Genomic DNA, 20553 nt, shown 5'->3' on the forward strand with positions numbered 1-20553 from the left:
CTTAATGTCAACAGTCGACATATTTTGACTGGCATCAGTTGACTGTTAACAGTGATATGGATACGGTGTGGTTGTCGTCACACCCGCATCGCTTGAGTCGAGGAGCCTGATCGATGGCTGAAACCGCGTTTCACACCCGACTGGGTTGCTCGACGATCAGCTTTCGGCATCTCGAGCTGTCCCAGGCGCTGGAGACCATCGCCGCCCTGGGGTTCTCCGAGATCGACCTCGGGGCGTTGCCGGGCGTATGCGACCACGTGCCGTATGTGCTCGACACGGCGGCGGTGGCCACGGTGGCTGCCACGGTGTGCGCATCGGGCCTGCGGGTGCGCTCGATCAACGGCGATATCGGCGATCTCAACGAGCCGCTCGCCGCGGGTGCCCGGGCCGACCGCGAGGCACACCTGCACATGCTGGTCGCTCTGGCAGCCAGCACGGGTGCACAGGCACTTGTGCTGCCGTGCGGGGGGCTTGACCGGACGCCGATCTCGCACCTGGACGACGACCTCGACCGGGTGGCCGCCGAGTTGGCCAACGCCGCCGCCGTCGCTGCCGAGCACGCCGTGGCGCTGTGGACCGAATCACTGCATTACTACCGGCTGTGCTGCGATATCGAACGCGCCCAACAGCTTTCATCCCGACTACCAGACCGAGTCGGCATCGTGATGGACTTCAGCCATATCGTCGCCTCTGGTGGTGACCCAGCGGACTTTGTGCAGCGTTTCGGACCCAGCATCGCGCACGTGCACATTCGCGACGCGGTACCCGGGAACATCAACCTGTCCGTGGGCAACGGCCAGGTCGACTTCGCTCACGGCCTAAAGGCCCTCGCAGATTCCGGGTACGACGGGCACTTCTCGCTCGAATTGGAAACTCGCGATATCACCCACGACCAGCGCCCCGCCGCGACTGCCGCCGCGGGACACCTGATCACAGAACTCGTTTGACGACACAGCTTTTCCACCCATCGACCAAGGAGCACCCCATGTCCAACATCCAGCGCACCGCCGTCATCACCGGCGCCACCTCTGACCGCGGGATCGGCGTCACCGTCGCGCAGCGCTACGCCCGCGAGGGTTGGGCGGTGGTCATTCTTGACCTCGACGGCGAGAAATCCGCCAAAGTCGCCGCTGAGATCGGCAACCAGTTCGCCGTGCCTGCCTTCGGCTGTGCGATCGATGTGACCTCGGAGGATTCCGTCGCATCCGCGCAGGGCGCCGTCGCGGCCGAGGTGGCCTCGGGCAACCTGCCGCCGGTGGGCGCAGTGGCCAACATTGCCGGCATCACATCGCCGGTGCCGTTCCTGGAGACGACGCTCGAGCTGTGGAACACGGTGATGGCCGTCAACGCCACCGGCACCTACCTGGTCACCAGGGCCTTTCTGCCCGCAATGATCGACCAGGGCTGGGGACGCATCGTCAATATGTCGTCAGTGAGCGCCCAACGCGGCGGCGGCGTGTTCGGGAAAGTGCCGTATTCGTCGGCCAAGGCTGCAATCCTCGGCTTCACCAAGGCGTTGGCCCGCGAAATCGCCGATACCGGCGTCACCGTCAATGCCGTCACTCCCGGCGCGGTCGATACCAATATCCGGGTCGGCGCCACCGATGAGTCGGAAGCCGCTCTGGCCGCGGGCATTCCGATCGGGCGGACCGCGACCACCGAGGAGATCGCGGCAGTCATCACCTTCCTGTCCAGCAAGGACGCCAGCTACCTGACCGGAACCACGGTGGACATCAACGGCGGCAGCCACATCCACTGATCCAGTTCGCGGTGCGCACAACGCGCAAATGGTGTGTAGTCGAACACCGTGATGCCGTTGAGCTGGAAACCGGTCGAATCGAAAGCCGAACCCGACTTCGTCGTCGCACCCGACGAGCGGCTGAGCTGGCCGAGAACCATCGGCATCGGCGCTCAGCATGTGGTGGCGATGTTCGGAGCCACCTTCCTGGTGCCGGTGTTGACCGGTTTCCCGCCGGCCACCACCTTGCTGTTCTCCGGTATCGGGACCCTGCTTTTCCTTCTCATCACCGGCAACCGCCTGCCGAGCTACCTGGGGTCCAGCTTCTCGGTGATCGCTCCGGTGACCGCGGCGGTGGCCTCGAACGGCGCCGGCAGCGCGTTGGCGGGGTTGGTTGCTGTCGGACTGGTGCTGATTCTGATCGGTGTGACCGTGCACCTCGTCGGCACCCGCTGGATCGACCTGATCCTGCCGCCCATCGTGACCGGCGCGATCGTCGCGTTGATCGGCTTCAACCTGGCACCGGCAGCCAAGAGCAATTTCGAAAAGGGTCCGGTGGTCGGGGTTGTCACGCTGCTGCTGCTTGTCGGCGCACTGGCTTTCTTCCGCGGCATTGTCGGCAGGTTGGCGATCTTCCTTGCCGTGGTGCTCGGCTATCTGCTGGCGCTGGCCCTTGGCGATGTGGACACCTCGGCGATCGCCTCGGCCGGCTGGCTGGGACTGCCGGAATTCCAGACGCCGACGTTCTCGCTGTCGGTGCTGCCGATGTTCCTGCCCGCCGTGATCGCGTTGGTCGCCGAGAACATCGGGCACGTCAAGTCGGTCGGTCAGATGACCGGTGTCGACACTGACCCGCTGACCGGTCGCGCCCTGGCTGCCGACGGGGTGGCCACCGTCCTGGCCGGCTTCGGCGGCGGGTCGGCCACCACGACCTACGCCGAGAACATCGGCGTCATGGCGGCGACTCGGGTCTACTCGACCGCCGCGTACTGGATCGCCGGCGTCGTTGCCATCGCATTGTCGTTGTGCCCCAAGGTCGGCGCCACCATCTCCGCCATCCCGCCGGGTGTGCTCGGTGGTGCGACCATCGTGCTGTACGGGCTCGTCGGCGTGCTCGGTGTCCGCATCTGGCTGACGAACCATGTCGATTTCTCGCTGCCCGTCAATCAGATGACCGCGGCCATCGCGCTGATCATCGGGATCGCCGACTTCACCTGGCAGATCGGCACTCTCACCTTCACCGGCATCGCGCTGGGATCGATCGCCGCCCTGGTCGTCTATCACGGCATGCGCCTACTCGGCGTGCTGCGCGGCGGTGTCACGGATCGTCCTCGCCCAACTGCTCTTCCGGAGAATCGGCCAACAACTCCTCCGGATGGTGTAGTCGGTTGACTTGGGGTGGGCCGGTGCCGTCGGTCCAGGCCAGCCGTCCTTCGTCGGTGACGGTCGAGGTGTACTCGCCGCGGGCCTCGGCCTGATTGGTCGCAGGGCAGGCGAAGAACAGTGCGTTGGCGTTACCGGGGCCGCCGGGAACCCAGGCCGGGGCATGATGCACCTCGCAGCCATACCCAGGCACGGTGCAGTTCGGGCCCGTACAGCCTCGGTCGCGGGCATAACAGATGATCCGCTGATCCGCCGTGGCCAACCGCTGCCCCCGAGCCAAATACAACGGCCGATTCGAATGGCCGTCGAATACCGCCAAAAACGGGATCGCCCCGGATGCCATCCGGAGAAAATCGCGCATCGGCAAGCTGGATCCGCCCCCGGTCACCGCCGGCGCCGGCATCGGTATCGACGGGTCGGTTGCGGCCTGGGCGGCCTGCTGCACCGCCTCCAACGTCGTCGTCACGATCACCGTCACCGGCAACCCGCGGTGCTGACCCAGGTTCCCCGATTCCAGCGCGGTCCGCATCCCCCAGGCAAACGCGTCATGGCACCGCTGTGCCGGTGTGCGGGTGTCGGTGGCGGCACCGACCACAGTCTGCTTCGAATCGGGTACATGATGCCCGGGCCGTACCGCGGCACTGATCGCCTCGAAATACGCCCGCGCCTCCGGAGTCAGATGCCCGGACAGTGCGCTCATCCCGTCGGGGCCTTGGCGGCCCATCGTGAGCCCCCGGCGGGCCGCCCGGTCCCGGTCATCAAAATGCCCATCCGGGTTGAGCTTGGTATCAATAGCCCGTCCGACTGTCGCGACGAACGCCGAATCCTGTGTGACAGCGTGCTGGACGAGTTTCTTCTCCGCCCAGCCCCGGTCGGCGTCAGACACCGCTGCCGGTAACCGGTTCAGCGCCGTCAACACCGCGCCGATATGGTCCTCACCGACCTGCCCGGCGGCGACCGCTTCAGCCAGCCGTGGCACCTCCGGGTCCAGCACCTCCCCAGCCAGGGTGCGTCGCGAACCAATCCGGGCGGCCACCGTCGCCCGGCGCCCCACCTCACCCCGCGACACCCGCAGCCGGGTCGCCAACCGCTCCTTGATCCCCGGCCTCGCCGCTTCATCGGGCGGGTCGAACAGCTCCCCGACCATCCGATACGACAAACCCCGGTTCAACCGCTCCTGGGTTTCCAACCGAGCGGCAACCTCTAACCGAAACCCATGCCCCACCAGATCCGTCGAGGTCGACCGCAACACCGCATACGCGTCATCAACCGCATCCAAAGCGGCGACCACACACTCCTGGGCTGACGACGAATCCATCCCCCAAAACTATTCGAACACCCGTTCGACCAACAGCCCCGAAACCCGAGATTGTGGATAAAACCACGAGTGGGGATAACTCCCCAAATCGGACAAGAACCAGCTACGGCCCCATCGCGGTGCGATGCCGCAACTCCGGTGCGGGCACCCCGTTGACTCCCTCGATCGAGGTCGCATACGTACCAACGGCGAACGCCACGCCGGAGCCCATCACGGCCAGGGCGTCGCGGTTGAGCGCCGCCAGGGTGTCGCGGGGCGTGCGGAAGTTCGGGTCGAACGGCACCCCCGGTTTACCTCCCCACAGCCGTGCCTGCGCATTCGTCTTCTGCTGCGCCGACCCGGTCGTCATTCCGCCGACCGGCACCCCGGCGGTCAGGAATGGGCTGTAATCCACCCCGGCCACCAGGGGCATATCGGCGGGCCGCTTACCGGCAAGGTTCAGATAGCCGGCCAACGTGCGCTCGACACCTGCAGACCCGACCGGAACGTCATCGGCACTGACATCGGGACTGGCCGGACCGGACTGATCACCGTCGTAGGTGAAGTACCCGGCGTTGGGTGAGCCGAGCAGATCGAAGTTCAGGTAGAGCGCAATGTCGTTGAGCTCGTCGCGGCTGAGCCCGAAGACATAGTTCAACGATCCACCGATGCGCTGCTCCTCTGCGCCCCAGAACGCGAACCGCACCGCATTGGTCACCTCCGGCGATGAGCCGAGCTGCAGCGCGGTCTCCAGTTCCGCCGCGACACCTGAGCCGTTATCGTTGATACCCGGGCCGCCGGTCCCACCGTCGAGGTGGGCACCCACCATGACGACATTCTTTGTCGAGCCGGTCTTGGTCTGCGCCAACACATTTCGGGAAATTACTTTGACGGTCCGGTTGTCCAGCACCAGCCTCACCGGCGCGCTGGCCTTGCGCAACGCGGCACCACCGTCATTGCCCGCGACAGCGACCGGTATCTTCAGATTCTCGTAATAACCTCGGACGAAAAGCCCTGGCGGACTGCCATTTCGGCCACCTGCGCTGATCACCACCAGCGCCGCCGCACCCTTGGCGACAGCCGCATTCTGCTTTTCCACGATCGAGCAGCCGGCGTCGTCGACCACTGCCACCCCACCGCGCGGCGGCGTGGCGCCATAGTCGGCGGCGGAGCAACCCGCCGGCTTGGTCGGCTTGAGTACCGGCCCGCTGATCCCGCCCGCCGGAGTCTGCAGGAGCAATGAAGCCTGGTCCACCTGATAATTGCGGCCACCCACCGTCAACGTCGGCCGCCCGGGCGTCAGCGTCTGCAATCGCTCGAACTGCGGTGTCTGTACATCGAAACCCTTGTCCTGCAATGCTTTCACGACATAGTCGACGCTGGCCCCGAATCCAGGTGTGCCGTCGTCGCGGTTACCGCCGTTGGCATCGGCGATCTCTTGGAGCTTCTGCAGATGCCCGACCATACCGTCGATGGTCACCTTGGTGGCCAGGGAATCGGAGAGCCGGACCGGCGCCATGGCTTGTGTCGATTCCGCCGGTTGCGACGAACACGCCGCGAGCAGACAGATCAGAAAAAGTACTGCGATTAACGGGTGGCGCCTCACGCGAACAGGTTAACCGCGCACGCCCGGGATGGCCGACGAACCACCGGGCGCCAAGGTCACGGTTGCGACGCTGTCACGATGTGCCGCGTGCGGTCGTCCCTGGCCGGCATGCCATTGCGGCCACCGAGTTCCTGCGCGTAGAGCCCCACCACATAGCCCACGCCTGAACCCTGAATACCGAGGGCGGTTTTGTCGATGTGCTCGATGGTGTCGGTGGCCTGGTGGTAGTTCGGGTCGAACGGCTTTCCGGCGGTCCCGCCCCAGAGTTGAGCCTGTTCGGCGGACATATCTTCCTCGGCACCGGCGAACAGCCCGCCAGCCGGGATGCCGGCCTTGGTGAACCCGTCGTAGTCTGAGCGACCGTCGAAAGACGTGTCCTGCGCGGTCTTGCCTGCCGTCTTCAGGTACTCGACCAATGTGCGTTCGATACCTGCTGCCCCCTCCGCGATCCGCGCGGTCGGCGCGTCCCGCCTCGGCGGCGCCGACTGGTCACCGTCATAGGTGAAATACCCCGGATTCGGCGAGGCCAGCATGTCGAAATTCAGATACAGGGCGATATCGCGGAGTTGGTCGATGTTCAGCGATTCGATGTACTTCTCGGAACCGACGGTGCCGAGTTCTTCTGCACCCCAGAACGCGAATCGGACGGCGTTGCGCACCTGCGGCGCGCTACCCATCTGCAGAGCGGTCTCCAGCACCGCGGCCACGCCTGACCCGTTGTCGTTGATTCCCGGCCCCTCCGGAACGGAGTCCAGGTGGGCGCCTGTCATCACGACGTTGTCGGTGGATCCCGTCGTGGTCTGCGCGATCACGTTGCGGGCAATGAGGTTTCGGACGTTGGCGTTGATCTTGAGGGTGGCGGTGCCGCGTTTGGTGCGCAGCTGCGCGCCATCGGCCTTGGTGACGCTGACGACGGGGATCGTGACGGTGGCGCTCTCGCCCAGAGTGCCGCCCATCGTCTTCTCGTCGACGTTGTCGACGACAATCATCGCCACAGCACCGCGTTCGGTTGCCGCGGCCAATTTCTGCGTGAACGGACAGATTCCCCGGTCGACCACTACCACAGCGCCCCTGGCAGGCAGTCCGTCATAGTCCGATGCCGAACAGCCAGGGGTGTCATCCACCGGCGCGAGTACCAATGGCGCGCTCACTCCGTCGGGCGGGGTGCCCAGGCTGTACTCCAGTGCGCGGGTGGTGAAGGTGGCGCCGTCGATGGTGAGCGTGCCGGGATCGGCGGTGAACACCTTGACGTCGAATTCGGGGGTTTGCACGTCGAAACCCTTGGTGCGCAGCTCGCCTGCGACGTAGTCGACACTCGCATCGAACCCCGGTGTGCCGACGGCCCTGGTCCCCTTGTTGGCGTTGGCGATGTCCTGCAGCTTCTGCAGGTGCCCCATCATCGCGTCGGCGGTGACCTGTTTTTGCAGTGCGCTGCCGTACTCGCTGGCCTCGGGCGTCACCGTGACCGGCTGCGCGGACGGTGCCGCCCGGTTGCAACCACCGAGGACGCCCACCACGGTGAGGATGGTGAGGATAGTCAGTGTTGTGCGCCGCATTGGCTCCACGTTAGCCGTCTATGGAATGTGCACGGCACGGCCTGCTCGCTAAACGCTCGCCATAAATCGATTGCCAACGGCTTTGCTGTGCTGGCATCCTTCCTCCCGGCTCCAATTGGGGAAACAGGTGTAGCGGGGTACCGCGATCACTTCTGTGCGTTGCTTCAGGAGCCACTGGCACGGGTCATAGAAAACCCTGAGGTTCGATTCCTCACTCATCACGAGATACCGCCTCCGGAATCCCACGTCCACCGGCTCTGCGGTGTGCGCACGCTGGTTCAGGTGCGCGACACCCCGCCGGTGCGCGTGCCCGGGGGCGGTATCCCCGAGCAATAGCACTAACCCGGAAAGGAGAGCACAACAATGTCCATGTTCACCCGGCTGACCGTTGCGGTCGGCCAGTGCGCACTGGTGTACCGCGACGGCAAGGTCGAGCGTGTCCTCTCGCCGGGTTCGCACCGGCTGTTCGGCCAGGCGTCGACGGCGTTCGTCGAGATGCGTGAGCGGCTGTTCGGGCTGGCCCCGCAGGAGGTGCTGACCTCCGACGCGGTGTCGCTGCGGGTGACTGTCATGCTGCGGATCGCCGTCACCGATCCGGTGACCTTCACCGAGAACGCGGCCGACCCCGTAGCTGCGGTGTACCTGGCCGTGCAGATTGCCCTGCGCGACAACGTTTCCGCAGTCACCGTCGAGGACGTCATGCGACGTAACGACCGGATCGACGGTGACGTCCTACTGGCCGCGGCCAGGGCGGCGGGCGAGCGCAACGGTATCGACGTCCGGGAGGTGTTCGTCAAGGACGTCATCGTTCCGAACGAGATCCGCTCGGCAGCAATGGAGCTGGTCACCGCGAAGGCACGTGGTGCCGCACAGCTGGAAGCGGCGCGCGCGGAGACCGCAGCACTGCGGGCGCTGGCCAATGCTGGCCGACTGCTGGATGCGCACCCCGCGCTGGCTTCACTGAAGGCGATCCAGGCGGTGCCGTACGGCTCGAGGGTCACGCTGTCGATCGGTGCCCCGGTCACCGATGTCGAGCCCGCCCAGGACGAGTAAAGGTGCGACGGGCACCGCCGCCATCAGCGGCGGTGGTGTTCGTCGTCTGGGGCAGCAAGACTGGGCGCCATGGCGAAGTCAGCGAAGCGAGTGGTGTTCATCCGGGCTGTCAATGTGGGCGGGGCGAAACTGCCGATGGCACAACTCCGTGAGCTGGCCACTGAACTCGGCGCCACCGACGTGTCGACGTACATCGCGTCGGGCAATCTGCTGTGCACCCCGCCGGGCAAAGCGGCCGATTTCGACCGCGCACTCGAAGCCGCCATCACCGCGAAGTTCGGCTTCTCGCGGGAAGTCATCAGCCGCACGCCCCCCGAGCTACAAGCGGCATTGGACCATCATCCGTTCGAGGTCGTCGAGGACCGATTTTCCTACGTGTACTTTCTGGTAGCCAAGCCAACTGCGAAGGCCACCAAAGATTTTCATGCGATGACATTCGGCGGCGACGAGTTCAGGGTGATCGGCAACGAGCTACACATCCGCTATAGCGACGGCGCAGGCCGATCGGACCTGGACGCCAAGGCGATAGCAAAAGCGTTGGGCGTTCAGGGCACCGGACGAAACCTGAACTCGGTACGCAAGCTTATTGCGCTGGCTTCTGATCAGGCCTGAGCAGGTCAACCACCAGATCCGCGACCGCCCGCATCCCCGCCGCGTTCGGGTGGAACGGCGCGGGCCTGCGGTTGAGAAGTGCTGCAACGACGCTACCTGCGCCCACCGTCCACGGCTCCGTGGACCAGGCATGGTGCGCGCTACTGGCCGTGCTGGCCCGCACGATCTCGCACCCGGACGCCGCAGCCGCCGACTCGGTGATCTCCGCCAGCCGGCCGGCGATGTAGCGGCCGAGATCAGCCTCGGCCGTCGTCAACGGAGGCGCCGGTTCCCCAGCCGGCGGTAACAGCGTCAGATAGTCGACGAACACCACCCGCGCCTGCGGAGCCCTGGCCCGGACCGTCTCGCCGACCGCCCGCAGACTGGCTTCGACGACGCTGAGCGCCCGATCACGGGCATCGCGGTCGAGCGCCCCACGAATACTGCTGCCCACCAACGGAATGCGGCGCAGAACCCGAGGCAGGCCGGCGGCCAGCAGCGCGGGTACATACCCGACGTCGTTACCGCCGATGGTCACGGTCACCAGCGATTCCGTCCCGTCCAGCACGCCGACCTGTGGTGGCGAGCCGTGCTGCGGTTCGGTGAGCAGGTTCGCCGTCGTCGCACCGGAATAGGTGACATCGACGAGGTCCAGTTCGAGTACGCGGGCGATCAAATGCGGATAATTGCGTCCTGACCGGGCCGCGCGAATCGGCGAACCAGGCACTCGCGGTGCAATTCCCGGACCGGCGGCCATCGAGCTACCCAGCGCGACGTAGCGTCCCTTCACCACGCGGGAGCCGGACTGGACGCCTGCGCCCAGAATCGCTTCGGGATGCGGCCGGCCTGGCGGGCCAGATATCCGGCGGTGACCGCCGAGGCCATCGCGGCCGCCATCGTCGGCGGGTCGGCGGCGCGGGTAACAGCACTGGCGAGAAGTACGGCGTCACAACCCAGTTCCATCGCCAACGCGGCATCGCTGGCGGTGCCGATCCCAGCGTCGAGCACGACGGGCACCCCTGCGGCTGAAGTGATCATCTCGATATTGTGCGGGTTGGCGATGCCAAGACCGGTGCCGATCGGTGACCCCAGCGGCATCACCGCAGCGCAGCCGGTGTCTTCGAGTCGACGGGCCAGCACCGGATCGTCGGTGGTGTACGGCAGCACCACAAAACCGTCATCAACGAGTTGTTCTGCGGCACGGATCAATTCGACGGCATCGGGCAACAGGGTGCGTTCGTCGGCGATCACTTCGAGTTTGACCCAGTTGGTCTGCAGCGCCTCGCGGCCGAGTTGAGCGGTCAACACCGCCTCCGCCGCACCGCGGCAGCCCGCGGTATTGGGCAGCGCGGCGATGTTGAGTCGGTTCAGCAGCTCGAGCACCCCGGTACCGCCTTGCGCATCGACGCGGCGCATCGCGACCGTGGTGAGCTCGGTACCGGAGGCGATCAGTGCCTCTTCGAGCACCGCAAGGTTGGCCGCGCCACCGGTACCCAAGATCAGCCGTGACCCGAACGTCCGGCCTGCGATGGTCAGCCGCGCGTCAGCCACCCTGCACCGCCGTCACGACCTCGATCCGAGCGCCAGCGGAAAGCGTTCTGGTCCAATCAGATCGGGGCAGCACCGTCCAGTCGAGCGCAACCGCGATACCCTTCTGCGGGATACCCAGCCGGTCCAGCAGGCCGGTCACCGTGGTGTGGTCGTCCACCTGCATCTCTTCGTCGTTGACGATCACTTTCATACCGGCGCCTCTTCCTTTCGTACTGCGGTCAGTTCGCCTCGGAGTTCCACGAAGATCCGCTCGGCGGTCCACGGCGCCAACAGGAAACCCGACCGACCATGTCCAGCGGCCACCAACGTCCGGTCGTCGAGCCTGCCGACCAGCGGCATATTGTCCGGGGTCATCGGCCGCAGCCCGGCCGCAGATTCGGCGAGTTCGTACTCCCCCAGCGCCGGAAGTACAGCGCACGCATCATCGAGCAGTTCCCGCACCCCGGCCACCGTGGGGGCGGTATCGCGACCGTGCTCGTACTGCGTGGCGCCGACCACGACACCGTCGGCCCGTGGCACCAGGTACACCTGCCGGCCGTGCACCCTGGCTCGAATCACCCGGCGCGGCATGGGCATACAACCCGTGCGCCAGCGCAACCGCAGCACCTCACCCTTGACCGGCCTGATCGGCAGCCCTGGCCACAGAGTGGGCGCGTCGATACCGTTGGCGATCACCGTGCTCTGCGCCGACACGTGCGCCAGGTCGTCGACCGGACCCGCCCATTCGACGCCGAGCTGTTCACACTGGGTGGCCAACGCCGCCACCACTGCGCGGTTATCCACCGCCAACTCCGTCGCCGCCACAAAACCATGCCGAATACCTTGGGCCAGAAGCGGTTCCAGATCGCGGGCGGAGGTGGTCAACGACACCGGCTGCCCCTGCGACGCCAGCCAGTCACCGACCGTGCGCAGATCCGCCGCGTCTGCACGGTCGAGCGCCACCACCAGTGATTCGCGCGCGGTGATCACATCGGGCGGCAGGCCATCGAGGTAACTGCCCGGCCCCTCTGCCCGCCATAACGCCAGCGACTCCAGGCCGATACGAAGCAGGGTTTCTTCTCCCGGCCAGGCTTCGCTGTGCGGCGCGAGCATGCCACCGGCCACCCATGACGCGCCCGGCGCGCCCGAGCGGTGCACCCGCACCGACCAGCCCGCCTGCGCCGCGCGGCGTGCGATGGACAACCCGATCACACCGCCGCCGATGACGGCGAGCGTTCCGGGCGGGCCGGGTACTGGCATTTCCTGTGCTCCCTTCGCCGGCATGACCCGGATCAGGTGTGACGGTAAGGGCCGGTCGGACCCATTCTCAGCCCCGCTCCCGGGGCTCCCGTGCTGTCGTTCTTCTACCCTACTCAGGTGCCATCAACTGCGTTCCCCTTCGACCGCCTCCTGACCGCCCGGCTCTACCTGTGCACCGATGCCCGCCGCGAGCGCGGCGATCTCGTCGAGTTCGTCGATGCGGCGCTGGCCGGCGGCGTCGACATCATCCAGCTGCGCGACAAGGGCTCGGTCGGTGAGCACCGGTTCGGCCCGCTGGAAGCCAAACAGGAGCTTGAGGCACTCGCGGTTCTCCGAGACGCCGCCCGACGCCACGGTGCGCTGGTCGCGGCGAACGACCGGGCCGATATCGCCAGGGCCGCGTCCGCCGATGTGCTGCACCTTGGCCAGGACGACCTTCCGCTGCAGGTAGCGCGCGATATCGTCGGGGCGCGCCCAGTGCTAGGGCGGTCAACGCACGCCCTTCCAGAGGCCAGGCACGCAGTCACCGAGGCGGTCGACTATTTCTGTGTCGGCCCGTGCTGGCCGACGCCGACCAAACCGGGCCGCGCGGCGCCGGGACTGGATTTGGTGCGCGCCGTGGCAGCTCTGAACCCGCCGAAACCGTGGTTTGCCATCGGCGGTATCGACGAGCAGCGGTTACCCGAGGTGCTCGACGCCGGCGCGACCCGCGTGGTGGTGGTGCGCGCCATCACCGCCGCGGACGATCCACGGGCCGCCGCTAGCCGTCTGGCTGCAGCCCTGCCAGCAGTGGGATAGTCGCGGCGAGCTCGCGTAGCCGCTGCCAACTGGCGGCGAAGCCGGGGTGCAGCGGCAGTTCGGTGACCTCATCCTCGGCCACCCAACGCAGCTCGGAGCTCTCCCGGTTGGGCACGGTGTCGACCTGCGTGGGCACGTCGGCGATCACCGTCGTATAGGTCCAGGCCGTCCCGGCGACCTCGGCGGTCACCACACTGATGCGAACCGTGAGTTGGTCGGCCGACAGACCGGCTTCTTCGTGCGCCTCGCGCACGGCGGCCTGCTCGACGGTTTCGTGGCTGTCCCTGGCGCCACCGGGTAAGCCCCAGGTGCCGCCTTGATGACTCCAGGCAGCCCGGTGTTGTAACAGCACCGCGCGGGATCCGTCAGGCCGCGGCGCCCGCAACAACAAGCCCGCCGCGCCGTGGCGGCCCCAATAATGCGCGCCGGTTTCGGACAGCACCCACCCGTCTCCGTCGCCATGCACGCGTCCAGAATAAGCGGCCCAACGCTGGACCGCCTGCAGTCCGGCGACACCCCGCTCTGCACGTACTTGTCGATCCAGCCCCATCTGTCACAGAAAACCTCTTAGAATTCGCTTATAGAGTTTTGGGCAGCTTCGGGGGCGAGCTTCTCGGAGTCGAGCGCGGGACGACGGAAGGTAGGTCCGCACAGGTGACGGTCGAGCTGGCGCACCCGTCGACCGAGCCGCTGGCGTCCCGGTCACCTGCCGAACCTGCGCACCCCAGATGGTGGTTCATCTGGACCACGCCGGGCCGAATCTTGGCGATCGGCATGATTCTGGCCGCGCTGGGCGCGTCGAGCGCGTTTGCAACGTCGACCACCATCGACCACCGCCAGCAGGCGCTGACCACCGTGCTGAATCACACCGAGCCGCTGGCCTTCGCGGCCGGCCAGCTCTACACCACGCTGTCGGTGGCCGACGCCGCCGCCGCCACCGCATTCATCGCCGGCGCCGAACCCAGACCCGTGCGTCAGCGCTACGAACAGGCCATCACCGATGCCGCGGTGGCCCTGACCAGGGCATCCAGTGGGCTGACCGACGAGCCCATGCAGGAACTTCTCGGCCGGATCAATTCTCAGCTGGCGATCTACACCGGTCTGGTCGAGACCGCCCGGACCAATAACCGGGCAGGCAATCCGGTGGGCTCGTCGTATCTGTCGGAAGCCTCATCGCTGATGCAGGACAAGATCCTGCCCGATGCGCAACGGCTGTACGAGGAGACCTCCGCGCGGGTGGACTCCGAGACCACTGCCTCGACTCGCATTCCGACTCCGGTGATTCTGGTGATCACCACGACCATCGTCTTCGGTGCGTTCGCGCACCGCTGGCTGGCCCGCCGGACCCGGCGCCGGGTGAACATCGGTCTGATCGCCGGCGGGTTGGCCATCATGATCATGGTGATTTGGGTCGGTTCGGCCCTGGCCATTTCGACGGCGGGCAGCCGCAGCGCGAAGGACACGGCCGCCGAATCGCTCAAGACCATCACCAATCTTGCGATCACCGCGCAGCAAGCCCGGGCCGACGAAACCTTGTCGTTGATCCGCCGCGGCGACGAAGACGTCCGTAAACAGTCGTATTACCAACGCATCGACACCATGCAGCAGCAGTTGGCCGCCTACCTCGATCGGCACGACGCCATCGACACCACTGATCTCAAGAATGCCGACGCATTGCTGACCAAATGGCGCTCCGCCGATGAGCGGATCAACGCCTACATCGCCGTCGGGAACTACCAGGCGGCCACCCAGGTAGCCCTGGGTACCGGCGAGGACGATTCGACCCCGGCGTTCGACAAACTCGAGGCGGCACTGACCAGCGGGATCCAGGAGAGCCGCACCCAGTTACGCGGTGACATCCTCAACGCCCGACGGGTGCTGTCCGGAACCACAGTCGGCGGTGTGGTGTTGAGTCTGGGCGCCGCGGTCGCGGTGGCGCTGGGTCTGTGGCCGCGAATGAGCGAGTACCGATGAGCGCCGGCCTCAGGAAGATTCTCAGCGTCCTGGCGCTGTCCACGCTGCTGCTCACCGGCTGCGGCCAGGCAGCGTCGGTGACGCCGGAACCGGGTGTGACGATCTCCCCGCCGACACCTGAGGGCATGCAGGAGATGTCCCCACAGGTCCCCGCACCGCCGGATCCCGCGGCCACCGAATGTGACCGAACCGCCAGCCTGCGCCCCTTTCCCACCAAGGCCGAGGCCGACGCCGCCGTGGCCAACATTCGCAATCGCGGCAGGCTGATCGTCGGGCTCGACATCGGGAGCAACCTGTTCAGCTTCCGGGACCCGATCACCGGTGAGATCACCGGTTTCGACGTCGATATCGCCGGTGAGGTGGCCCGCGATATTTTCGGCACCCCCTCACAGGTCGAGTACCGAATCCTGTCATCGGCCGACCGGATCACCGCGCTGCAGAACAACCAGGTCGATATCGTCGTCAAGACCATGAGCATCACCTGCGAGCGCCGCGAGCTGGTGAACTTTTCGACGGTGTATCTGACCGCCTACCAACGGATCCTGGCTCCGCGCGATTCGCCGATCACCCAGGCTTCCGACCTGTCCGGTAAGCGGGTATGCGTGGCCAGGGGCACCACCTCCCTCAAGCGGATCCAGCAGATCACCCCCGCCCCGATCATCGTCTCGGTGGTGACCTGGGCGGACTGCCTGGTCGCCCTGCAGCAGCGCCAGGTCGACGCCGTCTCCACCGATGATTCGATCCTGGCCGGGCTGGTGGCACAGGACCCCTATCTGCATATCGTCGGCCCCAGCCTGAATCAGGAGCCGTACGGCATCGGTGTCAACCTGGACAACACCGGGCTGGTCCGGTTCGTCAACGCCACCTTGGAACGCATTCGCCGCGACGGCACCTGGAACACGTTGTACCGCAAGTGGTTGACAGTGCTTGGACCTGCTCCGGCACCGCCTAGTCCCCGGTACGTGGACTAGGCGGCCACGATGGGCGGACCCGAAACAGACGACGACACCGACCGCGATCTGGATACCGATAGCGCTGTCGATACCGATACCGATACCGATACCGATACCGATACCGATACCGACGCTGAGGCTGACTGCCCGGGAACACAGCCTGCGGAGATCATCTTCGATTCTGCGTCCACCCTGCGTCCGATGGCCACTCAGGCCATCTTCCGGCCCAACTTCGACGATTCCCAAGGCGCCTACGTCACCAGCGCCGGGACCGAGCCGCAGGACCACGCCACGACGGTGACCCGCGCCATCTCGCCGACCCGGCGACTCGGCGGCGGGCTCGTCGAGATCCCGCGGGTCCCCGAGATCGACCCGCTGACCGCGTTGATGGTGAATCCGGTGGTCGCCGAATCGAAGCGGTTCTGCTGGAACTGCGGGCGCCCGATCGGGCGGTCCAGTACCGACGGTAAGGCGCTGTCCGAGGGCTGGTGCCCGCACTGCGGCAGCGCGTATTCGTTCCTACCGCAGCTGGGCCCCGGCGATATGGTCGCCGACCAGTATGAGATCAAAGGCTGTGTCGCACACGGTGGATTGGGCTGGGTGTACCTGGCAGTCGACCACAACGTCAACGAACGGCCGGTGGTCTTGAAGGGACTGGTGCACGCCGGCGACGCCGAAGCGCAGGCCATCGCGATGGCCGAGCGGCGCTTCCTGGCCGAGGTCGTTCACCCGTCGATCGTCAAGATCTTCAACTTCGTCGAGCATCCGGACAGCCACGGTGAAACCGTCGGCTACATCGTGATGGAGTATGTCGGCGGAACATCCCTCAAGCAGGACCAGGGCACGCGGCTACCCGTCGCGCAGGCGATCGCCTACATGCTCGAAATCCTGCCCGCCCTCGGCTATCTACACTCCCTCGGGCTGTGCTACAACGACCTCAAACCCGAGAACATCATGCTCACCGAGGAGCAGCTCAAACTGATCGACCTCGGTGCGGTTTCGCGCATCAATTCGTTCGGATACCTTTACGGCACACCGGGTTACCAGGCTCCGGAGATCGTGCGAACCGGCCCGACGATTGCCACCGATATCTACACGGTCGGTCGCACCCTGGCCGCACTCACCCTCAAACTGCGTACGCACAAGGGCCGCTACGCCGATGGCCTGCCCGAGGACGATCCTGTCCTGACCACCTATGACAGTTTCGGCAGGCTGCTGCGGCGGGCCATCGACCCGGATCCGCGGCGTCGCTTCGCCAGCGCCGACGAAATGTCCGGGCAGCTACTCGGTGTGTTGCGCGAGGTGGTGGCCACCGACAGCGGCTTTCCCCGGCCCGGCCTGTCCACGGTGTTCAGCCCGTCGCGCTCCACATTCGGCGTCGACCTGCTGGTCGCCCATACCGATGTCTACCTTGACGGACAACCACATTCGGAAAAGTTGACTGCTGCTGAAATCGTCAGCGCGCTGCCCGTGCCGTTGGTCGACCCCGCCGATGTCGGCGCCACCATCCTGAGCGCGAACGTGTTGAGTCAACCCGTGCAGACGCTGGACTCGTTGCGCGCGGCGCGGCACGGCGCGCTGGACTCAGAGGGTATCGACCTGGCCGAATCGGTGGAGCTGCCACTGATGGAGGTCCGCGCACTGCTGGATCTCGGCGATGTGGCCAAGGCCACCCGCAAGCTCGATGAGCTGACCGAACGGATCGGCTGGCGCTGGCGACTGGTCTGGTTCCGCGCGGTCTCCGAACTACTCACCGCCGACTATGACTCGGCGACAAAGCATTTCGCCGAGGTGCTGGACACTCTGCCCGGCGAGCTGGCACCGAAACTGGCGTTGGCCGCCACCGCCGAGCTGGCGGGCTCTGCCCACGAGGAGCGGTTCTACCGCACAGTGTGGGGTACCGACAACGGGGTGATCTCGGCAGGTTTCGGCCTGGCCCGCGCCCAGTCCGTCGACGGCCAACGCGAGGCCGCTGTCAAGACGCTGGACCAGGTACCGCCCACCTCAAGGCATTTCACCACAGCGCGGTTGACCAGCGCCGTGACCCTACTGTCGGGCAGGTCCATCAACGAGGTCACCGAACAACAACTGCGCGATGCCGCCAGGCGCGTCGAGGCACTGCCGGATAGCGAGCCCCGGGTGCTGCAACTGCGCGCACTGGTGCTGGGTACCGCGATGGACTGGATCACCGATCACGAGGCCAGCGCCAATCACATCCTCGGCTTCCCGTTCACCGCGCACGGTCTGCAGCTGGGTGTCGAGGCCTCACTGCGGGCGTTGGCCCGGGTGGCACCCACCCAGGCGCACCGCTATGCGCTGGTCGATCTGGCCAATACGGTCCGCCCGACCAGTACCTTCTAATTCCCCGCGAGCAGTCGCAAACAACCCCCGCCAACCGGCGTGTCGCTGGACGTCTACGTCTGCTCGCGGGGAATCAGAGGAAGTACAGCCGACTCAGCGAGACCGAATCCGCTGGCGCCGAGACGATCGGGGCATCATCAAGGGTGACCAATCCCGTATCAGCGGCCACCCGGACCGCCCCGGTGCGGTTGTTGTGCACCATCTGTGCGGGCCCGATTCCCCTGGTACCGCGGACCCCGACCCTGCGCCGCCTGGTGGTCAGCAGATCCGTACTGCCTCCGGCGGCGGCCTGGCTGACGAACGCCACTGACAGATCGGCGGGTGTGGCACCATGCCCGCCGAAGAGTGGGCCGTACACCAGCGGCTGGGCCCGGTCGATGGAGGCGTTCGGATCACCGGTGACTCCGTAGGCGGGGAAGCCGGCCTTGAGCACCAATTCGGGCTTTGCGCCGAAGAATTCGGGCCGCCACAGCACGATATCGGCGAGCTTGCCCACCTCCAGCGAGCCGATCTCATGTGAAAGACCATGGGCGATCGCGGGATTGATGGTCAGCTTGGCGATATAGCGACGAACCCGGTCGTTATCGTGCCGCTCAGCCCCCTCTCCATCGTGTAGAGCACCCAGATCCGCCTTCATCTTGCCGGCCATCGCAAACGTCCGGCGCACCGTCTCCCCGGCGCGGCCCATCCCCTGGGCGTCCGATGACGTGATGGGGATGACACCGAGATCGTGCAGGACGTCCTCGGCGCCCATCGTCCCGGCCCTGATCCGGTCGCGGGCCATCGCGGTGTCACCGGGCAGGTCGGCCTTGAGCCCATGCGAGGTCATGATCATGTGGAAGTGTTCAGCGGTGGCATCGCGACCAAATGGCAGGGTCGGATTCGTCGAGGAGCCAATGACATTCGATTCCCCGGCGAGTCGCAAGACGTTCGGCACGTGCCCGCCGCCGCATCCCTCGATGTGATAGGCGTGGATGGTCCGCCCGCCGAGCACGGCCAAGGTGTCCTCGACGGACAGGCATTCGTTGAGCCCGTCGGTGTGCAGCGCCACCTGGACGTCGTATTCGTCGGCCACCGTCAGTGCCGTGTCGAGGGCGCGCGTGTGGGCACCGAGGTCCTCGTGCACTTTGAAGCCGCTCGCACCACCTTCGACCAGCGCCTCGATCAGCGGCCCCTCATCGGATGACGAACCGCGGCCGAGGAATCCGATGTTCACCGGCCACGCATCGAAGGATTTGAACGCGTGTCGAAGCGCCCACGGCGAGTTCACCCCGACACCCCAGACCGGGCCGAACTCCTGGCCGATGATCGTCGTGACACCGGAGGCCAGCGACGCCTCCATGATGCGCGGGGACAACAGATGTACATGGGTGTCAACGGCACCGGCGGTGGCGATCAGGCCTTCGCCGGAGACGATCGTCGTCCCCGTTCCTACCACCACCTCGACACCGTCGAGGGTATTCGGATTCCCCGCCCGACCGACCGCGGCAATACGGCCGTCCCGAATTCCGATGGACACCTTGCGAATTCCCAGTATCGCATCGATCACCAGGACGTTACTGATCACCACATCGCAGGTTTCGCGAACCGTGGTGGCCAACAGGTGCAGGCCGTCGCGGGCGGTTTTCCCGAACCCGACCAGAAACTCGTCACCGGGTTGCGATGAGTCGTCCTCGACTTCGATGATCAGCCCGGTATCGCCAAGCCGGACCCGGTCTCCCGTGCGGGGGCCGTAGGTCGCGATGTAGTCGTGCGCACCGTAGTCACTCATCGCCGGCTCCCAGGTACCCACATTCCCGAGCCCGATGCAGCGCTTCGTCTTTGGCTCCCGGTGCATCCAATGGGCCGTCGACCAGTCCGGCGAACCCGATCGCGATCCGTGCCCCACCGATCGGCGTCAACTCGACCTCGGCGGTGGCGCCGGGATCGAAACGGACCGAGGCGCCTGCGGGAATCGCCGCCCGCCTGCCGTAGGCCGCGGCGCGATCGAAGGACAACCGCGGATTGGCCTCGAAAAAATGAAAGTGGGACGTCACACTGATCGGCACGGATGAGGTGTTGGTGACCGAAAGCAACACCACATCAACGGCTTCGGGCATCGGCATCGGACCGGGTAGCGCCGCGCCAGGGGCGTCGGAACCCAGCGAACCGCCGCCGAACGGATCCGTCAGAACCACCAGGCGGGTGCCGTCGTCAAAGAGCGCCTCGACATCGACGGAGGTGACGATGTCCGGCACCCCTGGCAGGACGTCATCCGGGCCGAGCGCCGCCTGTCCGGCCGCCATCGCATCGACGAGGCGGGCACCATCGCGAGCCGCCTCGCAGATGGTGTCGGCGATCAGCGCCGTCGCCTCCGGCACGTTCAGGCGCAGCCCGCGCGCTCGGCGTTCACGCGCGAGTTGTGCCGCGGTGAACAGCAGCAGGCGGTCGCGTTCGCTCGGAGTCAGCCGCAT

At 66.2% G+C, this 20553-nt stretch carries 19 protein-coding genes and 1 riboswitch; of the genes, 9 read left to right on the plus strand and 10 right to left on the minus strand.

From position 1 onward, the window contains the following. The first annotated feature begins 113 nt into the window (after positions 1-113). The 3 genes from ADBZ9O_RS29440 to ADBZ9O_RS29450 are packed head-to-tail and all read left to right on the plus strand — an operon-like array spanning position 114 to position 3130. Positions 114-947 (plus strand): sugar phosphate isomerase/epimerase family protein, encoded by an 834-nt coding sequence (locus ADBZ9O_RS29440; RefSeq protein ID WP_526526900.1) that lies wholly within the window; start codon positions 114-116, stop codon positions 945-947. Between the two features lie 38 nt (positions 948-985). Beyond that, positions 986-1759: an SDR family NAD(P)-dependent oxidoreductase gene (locus ADBZ9O_RS29445; RefSeq protein WP_526526901.1), complete on the plus strand. Its 774-nt coding sequence runs from the start codon at positions 986-988 to the stop codon at positions 1757-1759. Between the two features lie 51 nt (positions 1760-1810). Next, positions 1811-3130, plus strand: a complete 1320-nt coding sequence (locus ADBZ9O_RS29450; protein ID WP_526533646.1) for a uracil-xanthine permease family protein — start codon at positions 1811-1813, stop codon at positions 3128-3130. On the opposite strand, the gene ADBZ9O_RS29455 is transcribed toward ADBZ9O_RS29450, so the two are convergent. The 3 genes from ADBZ9O_RS29455 to ADBZ9O_RS29465 form a co-directional block, all read right to left on the minus strand. After that, on the minus strand, positions 3057-4439 hold the full coding sequence (locus tag ADBZ9O_RS29455; RefSeq protein ID WP_526526903.1) for a DUF222 domain-containing protein: 1383 nt from the start codon (positions 4437-4439) through the stop codon (positions 3057-3059). The genes ADBZ9O_RS29450 and ADBZ9O_RS29455 overlap by 74 nt on opposite strands. Before the next feature lie 103 nt (positions 4440-4542). Further along, entirely contained in the window at positions 4543-6024 is a 1482-nt protein-coding gene (locus tag ADBZ9O_RS29460; RefSeq protein WP_526526905.1) for a M28 family peptidase, read from the minus strand. A gap of 56 nt (positions 6025-6080) precedes the next feature. After that, positions 6081-7580: a M28 family metallopeptidase gene (locus ADBZ9O_RS29465; RefSeq protein WP_526526907.1), complete on the minus strand. Its 1500-nt coding sequence runs from the start codon at positions 7578-7580 to the stop codon at positions 6081-6083. Between the two features lie 363 nt (positions 7581-7943). On the opposite strand from ADBZ9O_RS29465, the gene ADBZ9O_RS29470 reads away from it, so the two are divergent. Further along, positions 7944-8633: a slipin family protein gene (locus ADBZ9O_RS29470; protein WP_526526909.1), complete on the plus strand. Its 690-nt coding sequence runs from the start codon at positions 7944-7946 to the stop codon at positions 8631-8633. A 69-nt stretch (positions 8634-8702) separates the two neighbouring features. Further along, a complete protein-coding gene (locus ADBZ9O_RS29475; RefSeq protein ID WP_526526910.1) occupies positions 8703-9245 on the plus strand; it encodes a DUF1697 domain-containing protein in 543 nt (180 codons plus the stop codon). Here ADBZ9O_RS29475 and ADBZ9O_RS29480 read toward each other — a convergent pair. The 4 genes from ADBZ9O_RS29480 to thiO all read right to left on the minus strand — a co-directional run bounded on the left by ADBZ9O_RS29480 (position 9217) and on the right by thiO (position 12014). Next, the gene (locus tag ADBZ9O_RS29480) at positions 9217-9981 is read right to left on the minus strand and encodes an SGNH/GDSL hydrolase family protein (RefSeq protein WP_526533648.1); all 765 of its coding nucleotides are present in this window, start codon (positions 9979-9981) and stop codon (positions 9217-9219) included. The genes ADBZ9O_RS29475 and ADBZ9O_RS29480 overlap by 29 nt on opposite strands. 29 nt (positions 9982-10010) lie before the next feature. Next, positions 10011-10775, minus strand: coding sequence for a thiazole synthase (locus ADBZ9O_RS29485; RefSeq protein ID WP_526526911.1), 765 nt, complete (start codon positions 10773-10775; stop codon positions 10011-10013). Then, positions 10768-10965 (minus strand): sulfur carrier protein ThiS, encoded by a 198-nt coding sequence (gene thiS / locus ADBZ9O_RS29490; protein ID WP_526526913.1) that lies wholly within the window; start codon positions 10963-10965, stop codon positions 10768-10770. Before thiS ends, ADBZ9O_RS29485 begins: the two co-directional genes overlap by 8 nt. After that, on the minus strand, positions 10962-12014 hold the full coding sequence (gene thiO / locus ADBZ9O_RS29495; RefSeq protein ID WP_526526914.1) for a glycine oxidase ThiO: 1053 nt from the start codon (positions 12012-12014) through the stop codon (positions 10962-10964). The genes thiS and thiO overlap by 4 nt, the downstream gene beginning before the upstream one ends. Then, positions 12007-12116, minus strand: a riboswitch (TPP riboswitch). (Overlaps the previous gene by 8 nt.) Positions 12117-12131: 15 nt before the next feature. On the opposite strand from thiO, the gene thiE reads away from it, so the two are divergent. Beyond that, on the plus strand, positions 12132-12812 hold the full coding sequence (thiE, locus tag ADBZ9O_RS29500) for a thiamine phosphate synthase (RefSeq protein ID WP_526526916.1): 681 nt from the start codon (positions 12132-12134) through the stop codon (positions 12810-12812). Here the strand turns inward: thiE and ADBZ9O_RS29505 are convergent. Further along, positions 12775-13278 carry an NUDIX hydrolase gene (locus tag ADBZ9O_RS29505; RefSeq protein WP_526526918.1) on the minus strand — a complete coding sequence of 168 codons (504 nt, stop codon included), beginning with the start codon at positions 13276-13278 and terminating at the stop codon, positions 12775-12777. The genes thiE and ADBZ9O_RS29505 overlap by 38 nt on opposite strands. Before the next feature lie 188 nt (positions 13279-13466). Between ADBZ9O_RS29505 and glnX the strand changes: the two genes are divergently transcribed. The 3 genes from glnX to ADBZ9O_RS29520 are packed head-to-tail and all read left to right on the plus strand — an operon-like array spanning position 13467 to position 18100. Next, the gene (gene glnX, locus ADBZ9O_RS29510; RefSeq protein ID WP_526526919.1) at positions 13467-14786 is read left to right on the plus strand and encodes a protein kinase G-activating protein GlnX; all 1320 of its coding nucleotides are present in this window, start codon (positions 13467-13469) and stop codon (positions 14784-14786) included. Continuing rightward, the gene (locus ADBZ9O_RS29515; protein WP_526526921.1) at positions 14783-15757 is read left to right on the plus strand and encodes a glutamate ABC transporter substrate-binding protein; all 975 of its coding nucleotides are present in this window, start codon (positions 14783-14785) and stop codon (positions 15755-15757) included. Before glnX ends, ADBZ9O_RS29515 begins: the two co-directional genes overlap by 4 nt. A gap of 9 nt (positions 15758-15766) precedes the next feature. Beyond that, positions 15767-18100 carry a serine/threonine-protein kinase gene (locus ADBZ9O_RS29520; RefSeq protein ID WP_526526922.1) on the plus strand — a complete coding sequence of 778 codons (2334 nt, stop codon included), beginning with the start codon at positions 15767-15769 and terminating at the stop codon, positions 18098-18100. Positions 18101-18173: 73 nt separating this feature from the next. Here the strand turns inward: ADBZ9O_RS29520 and ADBZ9O_RS29525 are convergent, their stop codons facing one another. Together ADBZ9O_RS29525 and ureA are read right to left on the minus strand one after the other, a co-directional pair. Next, positions 18174-19871, minus strand: coding sequence for an urease subunit alpha (locus ADBZ9O_RS29525; RefSeq protein WP_526526924.1), 1698 nt, complete (start codon positions 19869-19871; stop codon positions 18174-18176). Further along, entirely contained in the window at positions 19864-20553 is a 690-nt protein-coding gene (gene ureA, locus ADBZ9O_RS29530; protein WP_526526926.1) for an urease subunit gamma, read from the minus strand. Before ureA ends, ADBZ9O_RS29525 begins: the two co-directional genes overlap by 8 nt.

It is taken from the genome of Mycobacterium sp. (assembly GCF_965229105.1).
Taxonomy (GTDB): Bacteria; Actinomycetota; Actinomycetes; order Mycobacteriales; family Mycobacteriaceae; genus Mycobacterium.

What these genes read in the sequence shown, in the direction of transcription:
- ADBZ9O_RS29440 (WP_526526900.1), top strand. Translation starts at nt 114, where the DNA reads ATGGCTGAAACCGCGTTTCACACCCGACTGGGTTGCTCGACGATCAGC.
- ADBZ9O_RS29445 (WP_526526901.1), top strand. Translation starts at nt 986, where the DNA reads ATGTCCAACATCCAGCGCACCGCCGTCATCACCGGCGCCACCTCTGAC.
- ADBZ9O_RS29450 (WP_526533646.1), top strand. Translation starts at nt 1,811, where the DNA reads ATGCCGTTGAGCTGGAAACCGGTCGAATCGAAAGCCGAACCCGACTTC.
- ADBZ9O_RS29455 (WP_526526903.1), bottom strand. Translation starts at nt 4,439, where the DNA reads ATGGATTCGTCGTCAGCCCAGGAGTGTGTGGTCGCCGCTTTGGATGCG.
- ADBZ9O_RS29465 (WP_526526907.1), bottom strand. Translation starts at nt 7,580, where the DNA reads ATGCGGCGCACAACACTGACTATCCTCACCATCCTCACCGTGGTGGGC.
- ADBZ9O_RS29470 (WP_526526909.1), top strand. Translation starts at nt 7,944, where the DNA reads ATGTCCATGTTCACCCGGCTGACCGTTGCGGTCGGCCAGTGCGCACTG.
- ADBZ9O_RS29475 (WP_526526910.1), top strand. Translation starts at nt 8,703, where the DNA reads ATGGCGAAGTCAGCGAAGCGAGTGGTGTTCATCCGGGCTGTCAATGTG.
- ADBZ9O_RS29480 (WP_526533648.1), bottom strand. Translation starts at nt 9,981, where the DNA reads ATGGCCGCCGGTCCGGGAATTGCACCGCGAGTGCCTGGTTCGCCGATT.
- thiS (WP_526526913.1), bottom strand. Translation starts at nt 10,965, where the DNA reads ATGAAAGTGATCGTCAACGACGAAGAGATGCAGGTGGACGACCACACC.
- thiO (WP_526526914.1), bottom strand. Translation starts at nt 12,014, where the DNA reads ATGCCAGTACCCGGCCCGCCCGGAACGCTCGCCGTCATCGGCGGCGGT.
- ADBZ9O_RS29515 (WP_526526921.1), top strand. Translation starts at nt 14,783, where the DNA reads ATGAGCGCCGGCCTCAGGAAGATTCTCAGCGTCCTGGCGCTGTCCACG.
- ADBZ9O_RS29520 (WP_526526922.1), top strand. Translation starts at nt 15,767, where the DNA reads ATGGGCGGACCCGAAACAGACGACGACACCGACCGCGATCTGGATACC.
- ADBZ9O_RS29525 (WP_526526924.1), bottom strand. Translation starts at nt 19,871, where the DNA reads ATGAGTGACTACGGTGCGCACGACTACATCGCGACCTACGGCCCCCGC.
- ureA (WP_526526926.1), bottom strand. Translation starts at nt 20,553, where the DNA reads ATGCGGCTGACTCCGAGCGAACGCGACCGCCTGCTGCTGTTCACCGCG.